At 66.1% G+C, this 16,788-nt stretch carries 12 protein-coding genes; 2 read left to right on the top strand and 10 right to left on the bottom strand.

Going from position 1 to position 16,788, the window contains the following annotated elements:
• Positions 1-78: 78 nt before the first annotated feature.
• A complete protein-coding gene (locus tag P0D89_RS22685) occupies positions 79-1,320 on the bottom strand; it encodes a citrate synthase family protein (RefSeq protein WP_408360912.1) in 1,242 nt (413 codons plus the stop codon).
• A gap of 129 nt (positions 1,321-1,449) precedes the next feature.
• Here P0D89_RS22685 and P0D89_RS22680 point away from each other — a divergent pair, with 129 nt between their 5' ends.
• Positions 1,450-2,841 carry a CoA transferase gene (locus P0D89_RS22680; protein ID WP_408360914.1) on the top strand — a complete coding sequence of 464 codons (1,392 nt, stop codon included), beginning with the start codon at positions 1,450-1,452 and terminating at the stop codon, positions 2,839-2,841.
• 124 nt (positions 2,842-2,965) lie between these two features.
• On the opposite strand, the gene P0D89_RS22675 is transcribed toward P0D89_RS22680, so the two are convergent.
• On the bottom strand, positions 2,966-3,712 hold the full coding sequence (locus tag P0D89_RS22675) for a GntR family transcriptional regulator (RefSeq protein ID WP_042321463.1): 747 nt from the start codon (positions 3,710-3,712) through the stop codon (positions 2,966-2,968).
• 180 nt (positions 3,713-3,892) lie between these two features.
• Between P0D89_RS22675 and P0D89_RS22670 the strand changes: the two genes are divergently transcribed.
• On the top strand, positions 3,893-4,738 hold the full coding sequence (locus tag P0D89_RS22670) for an aldo/keto reductase (protein ID WP_408360916.1): 846 nt from the start codon (positions 3,893-3,895) through the stop codon (positions 4,736-4,738).
• A gap of 56 nt (positions 4,739-4,794) precedes the next feature.
• Here P0D89_RS22670 and P0D89_RS22665 read toward each other — a convergent pair whose 3' ends face one another.
• From P0D89_RS22665 to fusA, 8 genes are all read right to left on the bottom strand, one after another.
• The gene (locus tag P0D89_RS22665; protein WP_408360918.1) at positions 4,795-5,268 is read right to left on the bottom strand and encodes a hypothetical protein; all 474 of its coding nucleotides are present in this window, start codon (positions 5,266-5,268) and stop codon (positions 4,795-4,797) included.
• Between the two features lie 1,312 nt (positions 5,269-6,580).
• Positions 6,581-8,776: an ABC transporter ATP-binding protein gene (locus P0D89_RS22660; RefSeq protein ID WP_408360925.1), complete on the bottom strand. Its 2,196-nt coding sequence runs from the start codon at positions 8,774-8,776 to the stop codon at positions 6,581-6,583.
• Positions 8,773-9,639 (bottom strand): ABC transporter permease, encoded by an 867-nt coding sequence (locus P0D89_RS22655; protein ID WP_408360928.1) that lies wholly within the window; start codon positions 9,637-9,639, stop codon positions 8,773-8,775. Before P0D89_RS22655 ends, P0D89_RS22660 begins: the two co-directional genes overlap by 4 nt.
• Entirely contained in the window at positions 9,636-10,646 is a 1,011-nt protein-coding gene (locus P0D89_RS22650) for an ABC transporter permease (RefSeq protein WP_408360930.1), read from the bottom strand. Before P0D89_RS22650 ends, P0D89_RS22655 begins: the two co-directional genes overlap by 4 nt.
• A gap of 31 nt (positions 10,647-10,677) precedes the next feature.
• Positions 10,678-12,342 carry an ABC transporter substrate-binding protein gene (locus P0D89_RS22645; protein WP_408377209.1) on the bottom strand — a complete coding sequence of 555 codons (1,665 nt, stop codon included), beginning with the start codon at positions 12,340-12,342 and terminating at the stop codon, positions 10,678-10,680.
• Between the two features lie 331 nt (positions 12,343-12,673).
• Entirely contained in the window at positions 12,674-13,693 is a 1,020-nt protein-coding gene (locus P0D89_RS22640; RefSeq protein WP_408360934.1) for a HoxN/HupN/NixA family nickel/cobalt transporter, read from the bottom strand.
• A gap of 18 nt (positions 13,694-13,711) precedes the next feature.
• Complete coding sequence (locus P0D89_RS22635) at positions 13,712-14,227, bottom strand: cupin domain-containing protein (RefSeq protein ID WP_408234261.1); 516 nt, start codon at positions 14,225-14,227, stop codon at positions 13,712-13,714.
• A gap of 205 nt (positions 14,228-14,432) precedes the next feature.
• Entirely contained in the window at positions 14,433-16,538 is a 2,106-nt protein-coding gene (fusA, locus tag P0D89_RS22630; RefSeq protein ID WP_408360936.1) for an elongation factor G, read from the bottom strand.
• Between the last annotated feature and the right edge of the window lie 250 nt (positions 16,539-16,788).

Here is a 16,788-nt window from a genome sequence, read left to right as displayed (position 1 = left end):
CACCGCTTTCAACCGCCGTGCGACGCGCGTTCAACGGGTGTCCAATCGCCGTCCCACCACCCCCACGCCGCCAGCAGCTCAACCCAATCCGACCGCCTCATACTCCCCGATATACCGCGCCCGCGGGCGAATCAACCGCCCATCGCTCGTCTGTTCCATCGCATGGGCGATCCAGCCGACCACTCGGCCCACCGCGAAGAGCGTGAACGCGGCACCAGCCGGCAAGCCCAGCACCCGTTCTATCGCGGCAAGCGCGAAATCGACAGTCGGTTCCGCACCGGTCGTATCACGCACCGTGCGCGCAAGCCGCAGCACTTCGCCGAGCGGCGAACGAGCGGGCGCGCAGTCGGCAAGCATCTTCAGCAACAGCCGCGCACGCGGATCGCCGTCCGGATACAACGGATGACCGAAACCCGACAGCACCGGCCCCTGTGTGCCATGTTCATGGCGCGCAAGGCGGTTTGCCAGATAGCGGTCGAGATCGGGCGCGCGCGACGCCTCTTCGAGCAACGCGGCGATGCGCACCGTCTCGCCGCCATGACGCGGGCCCGCCAACGCGGCAAGCCCGCCGGCCACCGCGCCGAACAGGTGCGTCCCCGTCGACGTGATGCAACGGACCGTGAACGTCGATGCGTTCAATTCGTGATCCGCGCAGGCCACCAGCGCCGCGCGGAGCAGCCCGGCCTGCTGCCGGTTGCGCACATGCCACGCAGAAGCCAGTTGCCGATGCAGCGGCTCGTTCGACGGCGCCGCCGAGATCATCGCGGCGGCCAGCAGCCGCATCACGGCGCATGCGGTGTCGAGTTGCGCATCGCGGCCGAGCGCCCACACGCGCGGCATTTGCGCCGCGGCGGCCGGTAGCAGTACGAGTGCGCGATCGAGCGGCGTACTGTCGCTCCACAGTTTGAGCCACGCGGCCCACTGAGCAGCGGCGAGCGGCACGGCCGGCGCGTCGGCAATGCGTCGCGCGCTGCATTTCCACAGCAACGCGGCGATGTCCTCGAGCGACGCGGCGCGCGCCAGTTCCGTCGCGTCGTGTCCGCGATACAGCAGGCGGCCTTCGGCGACCAGCGTGATCGACGATTCGAGCACCGGCACGCCCCAGTCCAGCACCTTCTGCGCGACCTTGCCGGCGCGCTTGCCGTCCGCCTTGCGACGCGCGAGGCGGCGCACCTCGGCGGCGTCGTAGAGGTGGTGCTTGCCTTGCGCATCCGGCGACGAATTCAGCATCCCGCGGCTTACATACGCGTACAGGGTGGGCAAGCTGATGCCGAGCGCGGCGGCGGCTTCGGTGGCGCTCAGAAAAGAAGGGGTCGGCATGGAAACGTGGAGAAACCGAAGAAATCAATATATGTTGATTATCATAATCAAGATTGATTGTGACGGGTCCGAATTCTAGACTCGGTTCACTTCGCAGTTCACTTTCCACCTGCTCCTAGCCCGAAAGCCATGACGCCCGAACTCGCTCTCCAACATATCTGGACCGTCGCGGGATGCGACCCGGCCGCGCTGCGGTCCGTGTCGCTGACCGGCGCGGACCCCGGCTTGCCGTCGGTCTACCGCGTCGGCAGCCTCGCCGTGGCGACCATCGCCGCGACCGGCCTTGCGGCGGCCGAATGTCAACGCTTGCGCACGGGGCGCAGGCAATCGGTGTCGGTGGAGATGGGGCGCGCGCTGGCGGCGTTCCGCAGCGAACGCTATTTGCGCATCGACGACGGGCCGCCGCCTGCGTTGCGCGACCCCGTCACCGGCTTCTACGAGACGCGCGACGGCCGCTGGATTCAACTGCACACGAATTTCGCGCACCATCTGCACGGCGTGCTGAACGTGCTCGGCTGCGACAACGGGCGCGCTGCGGTGGCCGCCGCGATTCGCGGCTGGGACGGTGCGGCGCTCGACCAGACGCTCGCCGATGCAGGCCTGTGCGCCGCGTTGATTCGCACGCCCGACGAATGGGCCGCGCTCGACCAGGCGAAGGCGATTGCGCGGCTGCCGCTGTTCGAGATCGAGCGCATCGGCGATGCGCCCGCCGAGCCGCTACGCCTCGCCGGCGCGGACCGCCCGCTGGCGGGCGTGCGCGTGCTCGACCTGTCGCGCATCATCGCCGGGCCGGTGGCCGGGCGGGCGCTCGCGCACCATGGCGCGGACGTGTTGATGATCAACGGACCGCATCTGCCGAACATTGCGCCGCTGGTGATCGACAACGGGCGCGGCAAGCGCTCGGCGCTGCTCGATCTGCGCGCCGCCGCCGGGTGCGAGACCCTGCGCGGCCTGGCTGGCGATGCCGATGTGTTCCTTCAGGCGTATCGTCCGGGCGCACTGGCCGCGCGCGGCTTCGGCCCGGAGGAACTGGCGCGGCTGCGGCCGGGGATCGTGTATGTGTCGGTGTCCGCGTATGGACACGAAGGGCCGTGGGCGCAGCGGCGCGGGTTCGATAGCCTGGTGCAGTCGGCGAGCGGGATTGCCTTTACCGAGCGGCAGGCGGCAGGCGGCGTGGAGCCAAAGCATCTGCCGTGTCAGGCGCTGGATCACGCGACCGGCTACCTGGCCGCGTTCGGTGCGATGACCGCGTTGAGGCGGCGGGCCGCCGAAGGCGGAAGCTGGCACGTGCGGGTTTCGCTCGCGCAAACCGGACGGTGGTTGCAGTCTTTCGGCATGCTTGCCGATGGTTGGCGCACCGCTGATGTCGCGCTCGACGACGTGCGCGATTGCATGGCAACCGTGAAGTCGGAGTTCGGACGCGTACTGGCGGTGCGGCCGGCCGAAGAGATGGGAGAGACGCCCGCTTTTTACGCGCTGCCACCGGCTCGAATAGGCGCGCACGAGGCTGGATGGGCGTGATCGTTTTAGCCTTTGCGGCCGCGCGCGGCGTCGCTGAACGATCGCGGCGCGAGCACGGCGCAAGAGCGAAAACGAGAGCGAAACGAGCGGCGCACAACACCAGTCGCCCGCTGCACCCGGCCAGTTACTTCCTCAATTCCGCAACGAAATCGTAGTAATCGTTGCGGCAGTACGTGTCGGTCAATTCGATCGCCCGCTGATCGGCGGTATAGCCGACGCGGGTGATCAACAGCAGCGCCTCGTTCGGCGCAATGCTCATCTGCTGCGCGATTTCCTCGCTCGCGTTCACCGCCCGAAAGTGCTGCAGCGCCCGCACGATCGTCAGTCCGCGATTTTCCAGGTACGTGTACAGCGAATCGCCAATCGCCTGCGGGTCCGGGATTACCGCCGCCGGGAAGGTGGAATTCTCCACCGCCATCACGATGCCGTCGGCGAGCCGCAAACGCCGCAGCCGCGTCACCGCAGCGGCCGGCGACAAGCCGAGCTGGATCACCTCGTCGCGGTTGGCCGGCGAGATCTCGCGCGACAACCACTTCGAGCTTGGCGTGAAGCCGCGCCGCCGCAGCATTTCACTGAAGCTCGACAGACGCGACAGCGGATCTTCATAGCGCGGGGTGATGAAACTGCCCGCGCCCTGAGTGCGACGAATCAAGCCCTGTTCGACCAGCAGCGCAATGGCCTTGCGCGAAGTGATCCGCGACACACCGAGCGCCTCGGACAGCACGCGCTCCGAGGGCAGCGCTTCGCCGGCGTTCCAGCGGTTTTCGTGGATGGCGCTGCCAAGCTTGCGAGCAAGTTGCAGATATAGCGGCGTGTCGTTTTCCGGGTCCGGGCGCAGGTCGCGCCAGCGGTCTTCCGAGGCAGAGGTCATGGGGCTCACGCAAGATAGGCAAGCGGCAATTCTATGACATTGGCGCGTCGCGTTATAGCGGGCTTTTGCCTGGGGGACGGTCGAATGCTCGTCGAGCCGCTAAACTCGTCGCTATTGATTTTCGTAGTCGGCGCCGGGCGCCATTGCATCAGTTGAATCGAGCCACATTGAGGAGTCAGCATGACGAGTGATATCGCAAGCGTGAGCTTGCCCGACGGCGAGCGTATTCCCGCGCTCGGGCAGGGCACCTGGGAAATGGGCGAAGTGCCGGCGCGGCGGGCGGAGGAAATCGCCGCGCTGCGGTGCGGTATAGAACTCGGCATGACGTTGATCGACACAGCGGAAATGTACGGCGACGGCGCGACCGAAACGCTGCTCGGCGAAGCGCTGGCCGGCTTGCGCGACGAGGTGTTTCTGGTCAGCAAGGTGTATCCGCACAACGCCAGCCGACGCGGCGTGATCGCAGCCTGCGAACAAAGTCTGAAGCGGTTGGAAACCGACCGGCTCGATCTGTATCTGCTGCACTGGCGCGGTTCAGTGCCGCTCGCGGAAACCGTCCACGCGTTCGAGACGTTGCGCGCGGCGGGCAAGATCCGGCATTGGGGCGTCAGCAATTTCGACACCGACGACATGGAAGAACTCGTCGCCACGCCCGGCGGCGACACGTGCGCGACCAATCAGATTCTCTACAACGTCGCGCGCCGCGGACCCGAATTCGACCTGTTGCCGTGGCTCGCGGCGCGCAACATGCCGGCGATGGCCTATAGCCCGGTCGATCACGCGCGTCTGCCGAAACGCTCGCCACTCGACGACATTGCCGGCGCGCGTGGCGTCTCGGTGTTTCAGGTGGCGCTCGCGTGGGCGTTGCTCAAGCCCGGCGTGTGCGCGATTCCGAAGGCGGGCCGCATCGAGCACGTGCGCGACAACCATCGCGCGTCGCAACTACGTTTGAGCGGCGACGAACTCGCCGCGCTCGACGCTTACTTCAAACCGCCGCGCGGCAAGCGTCCGCTCGAAATGCTGTAGGCGCGGCGGCGATTGCTTGCGGCACGGCGGCAGGGTGGCTCAGCGCGCGGGCGGGATCAGGTGCAGGCGTGATGCATATGCACGGAGCCCAGCACCGCGACTTCGGCGGGGGTGTGCTTGAGGGCCTCGTCGTCGACCTGGGCGGCGTCCGCGAGGAAGTCGTCGACGATTGTCGACACGGGTACGTCGCGCAGACACAGCGACACGCGTTGCGTCTCGTTCGGCGGGAACGTCGTGCGCTGGGCGAGGAACAGCACGCCGTACTGATAGCCGTGGATGATGCCCCGGATCGCGCCGACGCACTGGCCTTGCGCGACGTTGTCGTTTCTCTGTTTGCAGGTCTGGACAAGCGAGTAGGCCGAGAAGGTGGGATCGACGGGCGGCGCGGCTTGCGACATCGTCGGCGACATCGGCTGAGCCGGTTTGGGCGCCGGCGTTTGCGCATGAGCGAGCGATGCGAGGCCCAGCGCGGCGACCATCAGCAGGCCAGTGGCCGCGCGCGCCGCGGAGGGGTGAACGTTTCGTTGCATGTTGTGGGCCCTCATATCGAACGTTGAATTGGATATGAGGCGATCGCCTCGGATTGGTTCCATAACACGGGTGCGCGGCCGGTTGTTTTATGCGCTTTCGCGCGCTCGGCGCCGGGGACCCGTTTTGACGTATGGTTTACGCGTGGCTTGCGGCACTTCAAAGCTGCTCGACAGCGTCTTCACCGGGCGTTCGTGGCGATGGCCGAAGCAATGGTCGCGGCGACCGTCGATAGCGACCGGCCTCGGGCGGTGACGCTCGAGCGGGGGATCGAGACATCACCGCCGATGTTAGCGGATCGCGACGCCATGCCGGGAGCGGATCGCCAGCGGGGCAGGGTGCGGGGCACCCTGCCTGGGACCGGGCGAGTGCTAGTGCCCGTTCCCTCCGCCATTGCCGCCGCCACCCTTGCGTCCGTGACCGCCGCCGAAGCCTCCGCCAAAGCCGCCACCGAAGCCGGCACCAAAACCACCGCCAAAACCACCGCCAAAACCACCGCCCGGGCCGCAACCGCAGCCACCGCTCCCGCTGCTTCCACCGCTGCTGCTCCCCCCACTGCTACTTCCGCCGCCGCTGCTGTTTCCCTTGCTGCCGGCGCTCGCTCCGGCACTTCTGCCTGAGCCGCCTGAGCCAGCCGCCCCGGCGCCGCCGCTGCTATTGCCGCTCGCTCCCGAGCCGCTATTGCCGGCACTCGCCGCGCCGTTTGGTTCCGCTGCCGCCAGCGTGGCGTCCGCATCCGCCGGCGCTCGCGCCACCGCAGCCGCGCGGCATGAATACCGCGGCCGTATCGTCGGCGGCTGTCACGTCGGCGGGCGCGCTGCCCGTCGTCAGGTGCGAATTGCATCGTTGCGTGCCCCGCGTTGCCGGGCACCGACGCATCGGCAAGCACCATCCACCTGGGAATCACTTCTGTCGATGCCGGGTACGCCACCTCGGTCGTCAGCACCACTACGCCCGCTACGATCATCGTCTGCCGAATAACCACGCAGTAGTACTGATTGAATCTCGTGGTTTTCATCGCTTCTTTCCCCGAACGAACGACGGTACCTCGTTGCCGCCATCTGTTGCGCCAAATGCGTGGCGGCGGACCGATCTGAACGTGGGCCTTGTCGCCCCCCGAATCTGTTTTGCCGCGTCTCGTCACGGATCGTTGGGCTCCGAATGTCTGAACCGCAATTAGCGATGTCCATGCCACTGGTCGCGAAGCCATGCCCCGACACGCGCCGGATAGGGAGACGCGATGCACGCGATGAAAAAACGCGTGAGAACGTTTCGGCGATGAAACGCGTCACGCGAAAGTCACGTTAAAACGCTTTATTGGTTGCGGCCTGCGTTCTGCGGAGCGTTTGCGGAGCCTTCGGGCGAGACGTTGTCTGGGCCTTCGTCCGGCGTACCGCGTGAGGCGGTTTGCAGCGCGCGCAACGTGGCAACCGGGATGTGGCAGCGGATTCGATGCGCAGCCGGTTGGGCCGCGCCGCCTTCCTCGCCTGCGTCGAGAAAGGGCGGCTCCTGCTGCTCGCAGATCGCGCCGAGCTTGCGCGGACAGCGCGTGTGAAAGACGCAGCCGGATGGCGGCGACGCCGCGCTCGGCAGCTCGCCGGACAGACGGATACGGTCCTGTCTGACGTGTGCGTCGAGAGTCGGCACGGAGGACAGCAGCGCCTCGGTATAAGGATGCTGCGGACCGCCGAACACCGCTTCGGCCGGTCCGATTTCCAGCAGCCTGCCGAGATACAGCACCGCGATGCGGTCCGAGAGATAGCGCACCACGTGCAGATCGTGCGAGATGAACACGTAGCTCACGCCGCGCTCGCGTTGCAGATCGGCGAGCAGATTGAGGATCGCGGCCTGCACGGAGACATCCAGCGCGGAAGTCGGCTCGTCGCAGACCACCACGCGCGGCGCACCGGCAAACGCGCGGGCAATCGCCACGCGCTGCTTCAAGCCACCCGACAACTGCCGCGTGCGCGACCCGAGATAGCGCTCGGGCAAGCGCACGGCCGACGTCAGCGTGGCGAGCCGTTCGTCGAGCGCGGGACCGCGCAATGCGGTGACGCGCGACAATGCGCGGCCGATCAGCCGCTTTACCGAATGCGCGCGATTGAGCGCCGAGTCGGGGTTCTGGAACACGATCTGCAACGACTGCAACTGCTCGTCGCTGCGCCGAGTGACACGCGCGGAGAGTGGCGCGCCGTCGAGTTCGAGCACGCTGCCCGCATCGGGGGTGAGCAGGCCGAGCATCAGCTTGGCGAGCGTTGTCTTGCCGCTGCCCGATTCGCCGACCAGACCTAGCGTCTCGCCGCTCGCAAGATCGATTGACACGTCGTCGAGCGCGCGCAGCGGCGCGCCGGATACGTGGAACGTCTTCGAGAGTTGCTTCGCGCGCAGCACGGGCGTTGAAGGCGGGTCGTCCAATGAACCGCGCTGATTGTCGGCCAACGCTTCCGGGGTCGCGCGCGGCAATTCGACCGCGCGCTCATGGTAGTGGCAGCGCGACATCTGATCGCCGTGCGCGGCGATCAGCCGGTACGGCGGCGGCGCTTCGCGGCGGCAGCGGTCGTCGGCGAGACGGCAGCGCTCCGCGTAAATGCAGCCTTGCGTGACCGATCCCGGCGGCGGCAGGCCGCCCGCAATCGTATCGAGCCGCCCGCTGTCCTTGTTGCGCCCCGCAGTGGGCAGGCAGCGCAACAGTCCGACCGTGTAGGGATGACGCGGACGCATGAACACGTCCTCGGTCGCGCCTTCCTCGACCAGCTTGCCCGCGTAAAGCACGCCGACGCGCTCGCACATCCGCCCGATCACCGCGAGGTTGTGGCTGATGAAGAGCACCGCAGTGCCGAGTTCCTCGCGCAAAGCCGCGACGAGGTCGAGTACTTCCGCTTCGACGGTGGCGTCGAGTCCGGTGGTCGGTTCGTCGAGAATCAGCAGCGCGGGGTTCGACGCGAGCGCCATCGCGATCACGACGCGCTGCTGCATGCCGCCCGACAATTGATGAGGATAACTGCCCATCACGCGTTCGGGCGACGCGATGCGTACGCGTTCGAGCATCTCCCGCGTGCGCAGCAGCGCCTCGTCATGCGCGGCGCCGGCGGCTTCGAACGCTTCGGAGACCTGCCGCGCGATCGTCAGCGAGGGATTGAGCGCGCGCGCCGGATCCTGATAGACCATAGACACCGTGTTCGCGCGCAGGTTGCGCAACGCATCGGCGTCGAGCTTCTGCACGTCCGCGCCGGCGATCGAGATCTTGCCCGCCTTCACCTTGCCGTTGCGCGGCAGATAGCGCAGCGCCGCCATTGCGACCGTCGACTTGCCGCAGCCCGACTCGCCGACGAGCCCATATGCTTCGCCGCGCCGCACGCGAAACGACACGTCCTGCAGCACTTCGCGATCGCGTCCGCGTATCCGGTACGTGACCGTCAGGCCGACGACCGTCAGCGCGTCCGTGCGATCGCTCTTCGACACGTCGAAGGCGGCGAACGGGGTGGCGGGAGTAGGCGGTGCGACGCTCATCGATCGAGCACTCCCTGCACGCTGTCGGCGATCAGGTTCACGCCGACCACCAGCGAGGCGATCGCGCCGGCCGCGAACACCACGGTCCACCATGCGCCGCCCGCCATCAGCGTGTACGACTCGGACAGCGCGAGACCCCAGTCGGCCGAAGGTGGCTGAATGCCGAAGCCGAGAAACGACAAGGTGGCGACCGCGAAGATCGCATAGCCGAGCCGCACGGTCGCCTCGACGATGATCGGCGGCAGCACGTTCGGCAGGATCTCGACGAACATGATGTAGGGCGCGCGTTCGCCACGCAATTGCGCGGCGGCCACGTAGTCCAGATGCCGTTCCGCGAACACGGCGGCACGCACGGTGCGCGCGGTGATCGGCGTGAAGGTGATGCCGATCACGAGGATCACGGTGAAGTTCGACGCGCCGACCGCGGCCAGCGCGAGCAGTGCGACGATCACGAGCGGCAGCGCGAGCACGGCGTCGATCGCGCGGCCCACCACGTTATCCACCCAGCCCTCGAAGTAGCCGACGATCAAACCGAGCGCCGTGCCCGCCACCGTGCCGAGCAGGGTCGCGAGCGGCGCGATGGTCAGGATGTCGCGGGCGCCGACGATCACGCGCGAGAACACGTCGCGGCCGAGCTGGTCGGTGCCGAACCAGTGCGTGCGATCGGGCGGCAGCAGCGAATTGAGCGGATCGGACGCATAGGGGTCGAGGCGCACGATCCATGGGCCCGCGAGCGCGCACACCACCCACCACACGACGATGATCGCGCCCACCACGAAGGTCGGCGAACGCGACAGCTCGCGCAGTAGTTGAAAGCGCGGCTCGGCGGGTGAAGCTTGAGTCGGCGGAACGACGGCGCTCATTCGGCGCTCCTGACGCGCAGCCGCGGATTGAGCAGCACATGCAGCGCATCGGCAACGAGATTCGCGAGCGTATAGACAACGCCGATCGTCAGCACGCCGGCTTCGAGCATCGGAAAGTCCTTCGCCTTGGCGGCGTTGTAGATCAGCGAGCCGATGCCCTGATAGTGAAACAGCGTCTCGACCACCACCAGCCCGCCGATCATATAGCCGAGCTGCGTCGCGGCAACGGTGATGGTCGGCAGCAGTGCGTTGCGCAACACGTGCCGCCAGATCACGATGTGGCGCGGCAAGCCCTTGAGGATCGCGGTGCGCGTGTAGTCCGCGTCGAGCGCGTCGACAGTGCCCGCGCGCGCCATTCTCGCGATGTAGCCGAAGAACACCAGCACCAGCGGCAGCACCGGCAGAACCAGATGCCGCAATTGTTCGAGCGCGCTGGCTTCGGGCGGATACGACGCTTCGATGGGCAGCCAGCGCAACCATACGCCGAACACGAGAATCAGCACGATCGACGAAACGAATTCCGGCACCACGGTCGCCGACAAACCGGCAATGCTGATCGTGCGATCGAGCCAACGCCCCGCATGCATCGCCGACCACACGCCGCCGGCAATGCCGAGCGGCACGACGACGATGAACGCGAGCAGCCCGAGCTTCGCCGAATGTGCGAGCGCGTCAACGATGAATGGCGCGACCGGCTCGCGATATGCGTACGAGAGCCCCATGTCGCCGCGCACAAAATGCGTGATCCACTCGACGTATTGCGTGACGAGCGGGCGGTCCGCGCCGAGCTGATGGTTGAGCGCGGCGACCGCCCGCGCATCGGCGAGCGGCCCGAGCACCGCGCGGCCGATGTCGCCGGGCAACAGCTGGCCGCCCGCGAACACGATCACCGACAACAGCCACAACGTGATCAACGACAAGCCCACGCGCACGGCGAGAAAGCGCGCGACGCGGCCCGCGTTGCCGCTCGAAGCGCTGGAGGCGGAAGGGGAGGCCGTGGCCGACATCGTGGGCTCCTGTCGAAGGCTGCGGCGGTGCCTACGCGCTCAGCACCGCGCGGTCGAAATAGAGTTGCGCGAGCGCGGTGAAGCGCACGCCGTTCACGCCTTTGCGCATCGCGATCAGCTGATCGTAGAAGAAGGGGATGATGATAGGCGTTTCGTCGAGCAGCAGCGTCTGGATCTGCGCGGAGATTTTCTGCTGTGACGCGAGGTCGATTGCCGCGACGAACTGCGCGACCAGTTGATCGTATTGCGGATTCCTGAAGTGCGCGGCATTCCACGTGCCGGTGCTGGTGAGCGGCGCGTTCAGGAACACGTTCGGCACGCCGCGATGGCCGTAGTCGGTGATGCCGAGCGGCGAGTCGAGCCAGTCGGATTTGCCCGGCGTACCCGCGCCGTAATAGAGCGACTGGCTCTCCACCTTCAGATTGATGCGCACGCCGATCGCCTTCGCCGCGTTCTGCACGACCACCGCGAGATCGGGAATCTCCATGTATTTTTCGGTGGTCAGCGTCACGTCGAAGCCGTTCGCCACGCCAGCTTGTGCAAGCAGTTGCTTCGCCTTCGCGATGTCGATCTTGCGTTGCGGCACGCCCGCATCCGATGACGGAAACACCGGCGCGAACGGACTGTCGTTGCCGAGTTGTGCGCGGCCCTTCAACCGGCCGCGCACCAGCACGTCGCGATCGAGTGACAACGCCAGCGCCTGACGCACGCGCTTGTCCTTGAACAGAGGGTTGTCGTTGCGCATGTGAATCTGCCGATGCGCGCTCGACTTCACCCCGACCGCCTTGTAGTCCGGATTGTTCAGAATGCCGGCGCCGCCCTGCACGGTGAAGGTGCCCATCACGTCCGCCTGATGGCCTTGCAATGCGAGCAACTGGGCCTGCTCGTCGGCATAGAAGGAAAACTGTACGCGTTGTGGTAACGCTTTTTCGCCCCAGTAGTCGGGATTGCGCACGAACGATGCGCCGACCTTGGGCTGAAATTTCTCGAACCTGAACGGACCCGTGCCGATAAAGGTCTTTTCATAACCGCCCGCGTAGTTCGCGGGCAGGATCACGGCGTTGTAATTGTCCGACGAGACGTAGTACGGGAAGTTGCCGTTCGGCGCGTCGAGATGAAACGCGACCGTGTGATCGTCGACCACTTTTGCGCCGCCTTTCGACAGCACGCCCTTGAGCACGGAGAGCGCCGCCGAACCGCTTGCGGGATCGGCGAGGCGGTCGAAGGTGGCGACCACGTCTTTCGCGGTGAACGGCTGGCCGTCGTGGAACTTGACGTTCGGGCGCAGCGCGAAGGTCCACACGTCGCCCTTGTCGTTCGGCTTCCACGAAACAGCGAGCGCCGGTTTCAGCATCAGCTTCTCGCCGTCGTCGTCGATCAGGAACTCGCCGGTCTGGTTCAGGAGCGCGAGACTGGCGGCGTCGGTCACGGTGAGAGGATCGACCGCGCCGGCGGGCGTCAGATGCGCGACGCGGATCGTCTGATTGGATGCGGCCGGCGCGCCTTGCGCCCGCGCTCGCGGCGCGTTCAGCACACCGCCGCCAGCGAGCGCCAAACCGATCACGCTCGCATGGCGCAGCAGTTCGCGTCGCGTGAGGCGGCCCGCGAGAAATTCGTCGATGGCGTGGTTGCCGTAGGCGTCGGCGGTGTGACGGGCTGCGTCGAGTGCAAGAAATCGGTCCGCGGGATTTTTCATCGATGGAGAGTCCAGTCCGTTCTGTTGCCGGTTCTGACAAGCCGCGCCGGATGCGCGCGGCGTGGCGTACGCCTTTGACACGCGGCTGTGATGACCCAGGCGAAAGCCTGCGCAAAGCGGTTTCAGTGTAAGCGATTGCTCATTGGTCCGGCGCGCCTGGGGCATTGCTGGCTCGCCGATTGGCCGATAAAAGAGCCGCTGTGTATCGTGGCCACAACGGTCGCCACAACGTTCGACGCCTACGGCTCATACGCGGCCTCTGCCGTCACGGACGAATCGCCGATGCCGCGCCGGCATCTTTACCGGTTGCATCGCGCGCGAGGGATCGGATTTACCGCGCGACCCCAGCCGGGCGCCGCCAGCGATGAAACAGCACCGAGCCGATCCAGCACGCCATGAAGGCCGCGACGATTCCATAGCCGAGCGCGCCGAAGCGCTCGTTCACGCGCGCGACCGTGTCCCATAGGCCTCCGTTCAAACCGAGCTTGTCCGACATCAGCCCCAGCGCTTCGACGCCGCCGATCACGATCGCCACGAGCGCCGACACGAACGTGATGCTGGCGTTGTAGTAGAGCTTGCGCTTCGGATCGTCCATTGCCCAGCCGTAGGCGTGGACCATCAACACGTTGTCGGTCGAATCGACCAGCGTCATGCCCGCGGTGAAGAGCGCGGGGAACACGAGAATCGAATACAGCGGCAAACCGGTGCCGGCCTGGGACGCGGCAATCGCCAGCAAGCCGATCTCGGTAGCGGTGTCGAAGCCGAGTCCGAACAGCACGCCGACCGGGTACATGTGCCAGCTTTTCGTGACGAGCCGGAACAGCGGCCGCAATGCGCGCGACAGCAGCCCGGCCGGTGCGACCGAACCCACTGTTTGCGCAGCCAGTTCGCCGTCGCGCTGTACGTGGCGATAACGGCGCCACACGTCGCGCAGAATCACGAGGTTGACGGCCGCGAGCACCAGCAGGAAGGTCGCGGACACGAGTGTGCCGAGCGTACCGCCCACTTCCTTGAAGGTCTCGAACCGTCCGTGCAGCGAATGCGCGGTCCACGCGATGCCGATCGTCGCGGCGATCACGATCGTCGAGTGTCCGAGCGAAAACGCGAGGCCCACGCCGAGCGGCCGCTTGCCGGTTTGCATCAGCTTGCGCGTGACCGCGTCGATCGCCGCGATGTGGTCGGCGTCGACCGCGTGACGCAGGCCGAAGCCATACGCGAGCAGCGCGGTGCCGAGCAGCAGCGGGTAATGGCGAAACGCGATCAGCGCCCAGCCCCAGGCGCCGAGATTGGCGGCGATCAACACGGCGTACAGCGAAAGCAGGCGAGGGCGCAGCGAAGCGGTCGGCGTCATGAGTCGCGGGGCAAGGAGTTAATGATCGTGCGGATGCTTGTGAATCGGATCGACCCAGTAGACTGTTTCGGGCGCTTCCACCGCGTCGATGTTCAGGTTGACCACCACCGCTTCGTTGTCGCTGCGCACCAGCACGCATTCGAGCGGGTCGTCGGTGCTCGCATTGATTTCCTGATGCGGCACATAAGGCGGCACGAAAATGAAGTCACCCGGGCCGGCTTCCGCCGTGAACTCCAGGTGTTCGCCCCAGCGCATGCGAGCCTGGCCGCGCACCACGTAGATCACACTTTCGAGCGCGCCGTGATGATGCGCGCCGGTCTTCGCGTTCGGATGGATCGTCACGGTACCGGCCCAGATTTTCTGCGCGCCGACCCGCGCGGCGTTGATCGCGGCGGCGCGATTCATGCCCGGCGTTTGCGCGGTGTTGCTGTCGAGCTGGTCGCCCCTGATGACTTTTACGCCGTGCTCGCGCCAATCGACCGGCGCGGCCGGTTGATCGGCCCGGTAGTGCGGGTGTTCGTGATCCTGGCTCATGATGTCTCCTCCTCGGCGTGGCTTTTGCGTCGATCGGCGCGGCGCCGTCCGGCATTTTTGCACGGTCAAAAAACGGGTGGGTGGACACGCCGCGCTAGCGGCGCGGGCGCACGAAAAAAAAGCCCGCTCACAGGGAGCGGGCTTCGAGTCGCGAGCGTGGAGCAGCCTTGACCGCGCGCGGCACGCGACGTGTTCATTGCAGCGCTTACTTGTGCTTCGCGTTGATCACGGCCTCGGCGACGTTGTTCGGCGTTTCGGCGTAGTGCTTGAACTCCATCGTGTAGGTCGCGCGGCCCTGGGTGGCCGAGCGCAGCGACGTCGAGTAGCCGAACATCTCCGCGAGCGGCACTTCGGCGCGCACCAGCTTGCCGCCGCCGCCGGCGATGTCTTCCATGCCCTGCACGAGTCCGCGACGGCTCGACAGGTCGCCCATCACGTTGCCCATGAAGTCTTCCGGTGTTTCCACCTCGACGGCCATCATCGGTTCGAGCAGCACGGGCTTGGCCTTGCGCATCGCTTCCTTGAACGCCATCGAGCCGGCCATGCGGAACGCGTTTTCGTTCGAGTCGACGTCGTGGTAGGAACCAAAGGTCAGCGTCACCTTCACGTCGACCACCGGATAGCCCGCCAGCACGCCGGCCTTCAGCGTCTCCTGGATGCCCTTGTCGACCGCCGGGATGTATTCGCGCGGAATCACGCCGCCCTTGATCGCGTCGACGAACTCGTAGCCCTTGCCTTGCGGCGCCGGCTCGAGCGTGAGCACCGCGTGACCGTACTGGCCGCGGCCGCCCGACTGCTTGACGAACTTGCCTTCGACGTCCTCGATCTTGTTACGCACCGTCTCGCGATACGCGACCTGCGGTTTGCCGACGGTCGCCTCGACGCCGAACTCGCGCTTCATCCGGTCGACCAGAATCTCCAGGTGCAGCTCACCCATCCCGGAGATGATCGTCTGGCCGGATTCCTCATCCGTTTGCACGCGGAACGACGGGTCTTCCTGCGCGAGACGGTTCAGCGCGATGCCCATCTTTTCCTGGTCGACCTTGGTTTTCGGCTCGACGGCCTGCGAGATCACCGGCTCCGGGAAGATCATCTTTTCGAGGATGATCACGTGGTTCGGATCGCACAGCGTGTCGCCGGTGGTCGCTTCCTTCAGGCCGACCGCCGCGGCGATGTCGCCCGCGTAGACCTCCTTGATTTCCTTGCGCTCGTTCGCGTGCATCTGCAGGATCCGGCCGAGGCGCTCTTTCTTTTCCTTGATCGCGTTGTAGACCGTGTCGCCCGAATTCACCACGCCCGAATAGACGCGGAAAAAAATCAGCTGGCCGACGAACGGGTCCGTCATGATCTTGAACGCGAGCGCCGAGAACGGATCGGTGTCGTTCGGATGACGCTCGATTTCCTTGTCGTGTTCGTCGTGACCGGTAATCGCCGGCACGTCGACCGGCGACGGCAGGTAGTCGATCACCGCGTCGAGCATGGCCTGCACGCCTTTGTTCTTGAATGCGCTGCCGCACAGCATCGGCACGATTTCATTGGCAATGGTGCGCGCGCGGATGCCGTGCTTGATTTCCTCTTCGGTCAGCGTTCCGCCGTGCAGGTATTTGTCCAGCAGCTCCTCATTCGCTTCGGCGGCGGCCTCGACCATCTTGTCGTGCCACTCCTTCGCGGTGGCCGCTAGTTCCGGCGGAATATCGCGGTACTCGAACTTGATGCCCTGGTTCTCTTCGTCCCAGAAGATCGCCTTCATCTTGACCAGATCGACCACGCCCTGAAAGTGTTCTTCCGCGCCGACCGGAATCTGGATCGGCACCGCGACGCCCTTCAGGCGGTCGCCGATCTGCCGCTGCACGCGGAAGAAGTCCGCGCCGACGCGGTCCATCTTGTTGACGAACGCGATACGCGGCACCTTGTACTTGTTCGCCTGGCGCCACACCGTTTCGGACTGCGGCTGCACGCCGCCGACCGAGTCGTACACCATGCACGCGCCGTCGAGCACGCGCATCGAGCGCTCCACTTCGATCGTGAAGTCGACGTGGCCCGGGGTGTCGATGATGTTGATCCGATGCTCGGGATAGTTGCCGGCCATGCCTTTCCAGAAGGCGGTGGTGGCCGCCGACGTGATGGTGATGCCGCGCTCCTGCTCCTGTTCCATCCAGTCCATCGTCGCCGCACCGTCGTGAACCTCGCCGATCTTGTGGGTCACGCCGGTGTAGAACAGGATGCGTTCAGTGGTGGTGGTTTTGCCGGCATCGATGTGAGCGCTGATGCCGATATTCCGGTAGCGCTCGATGGGAGTCTTGCGGGGCACGTGAACCTCCTTGGAATAGCGCGCCTGAAACGCTCGCCGGATGGCAGTCTATGTTACCCGGCGAGCCTGGGTGCTGCTTTACTGAGATTACTAGGATAGCGCGTCGGCCCGGCTTTTGCAGGAATCTTGCCAGGCGGCGCGAGTGCCGGCTGGCGGGGGCTTCGGCGCGGTAGCGCGGGGGGCGCCAGGTGCGACAGTGCGGCGCTGCCGCAATGAAAAAGCCGGTGGCCTGACACAGGCACCGGCTTTT

The organism is Paraburkholderia sp. RL18-085-BIA-A (genome assembly GCF_046027075.1).
GTDB lineage: Bacteria > Pseudomonadota > Gammaproteobacteria > Burkholderiales > Burkholderiaceae > Paraburkholderia.
Note: the sequence above shows the minus strand (reverse complement) of the source record. Positions and strands in the feature narration are given on the sequence as shown.

Coding starts and splice junctions, on each gene's coding strand:
- P0D89_RS22660 (WP_408360925.1), bottom strand. CDS start 8,776: ATGAGCGTCGCACCGCCTACTCCCGCCACCCCGTTCGCCGCCTTCGAC.
- P0D89_RS22665 (WP_408360918.1), bottom strand. CDS start 5,268: ATGCAACGAAACGTTCACCCCTCCGCGGCGCGCGCGGCCACTGGCCTG.
- P0D89_RS22645 (WP_408377209.1), bottom strand. CDS start 12,342: ATGAAAAATCCCGCGGACCGATTTCTTGCACTCGACGCAGCCCGTCAC.
- P0D89_RS22650 (WP_408360930.1), bottom strand. CDS start 10,646: ATGTCGGCCACGGCCTCCCCTTCCGCCTCCAGCGCTTCGAGCGGCAAC.
- P0D89_RS22640 (WP_408360934.1), bottom strand. CDS start 13,693: ATGACGCCGACCGCTTCGCTGCGCCCTCGCCTGCTTTCGCTGTACGCC.
- P0D89_RS22675 (WP_042321463.1), bottom strand. CDS start 3,712: ATGACCTCTGCCTCGGAAGACCGCTGGCGCGACCTGCGCCCGGACCCG.
- P0D89_RS22655 (WP_408360928.1), bottom strand. CDS start 9,639: ATGAGCGCCGTCGTTCCGCCGACTCAAGCTTCACCCGCCGAGCCGCGC.
- P0D89_RS22680 (WP_408360914.1), top strand. CDS start 1,450: ATGACGCCCGAACTCGCTCTCCAACATATCTGGACCGTCGCGGGATGC.
- P0D89_RS22635 (WP_408234261.1), bottom strand. CDS start 14,227: ATGAGCCAGGATCACGAACACCCGCACTACCGGGCCGATCAACCGGCC.
- P0D89_RS22670 (WP_408360916.1), top strand. CDS start 3,893: ATGACGAGTGATATCGCAAGCGTGAGCTTGCCCGACGGCGAGCGTATT.
- P0D89_RS22685 (WP_408360912.1), bottom strand. CDS start 1,320: ATGCCGACCCCTTCTTTTCTGAGCGCCACCGAAGCCGCCGCCGCGCTC.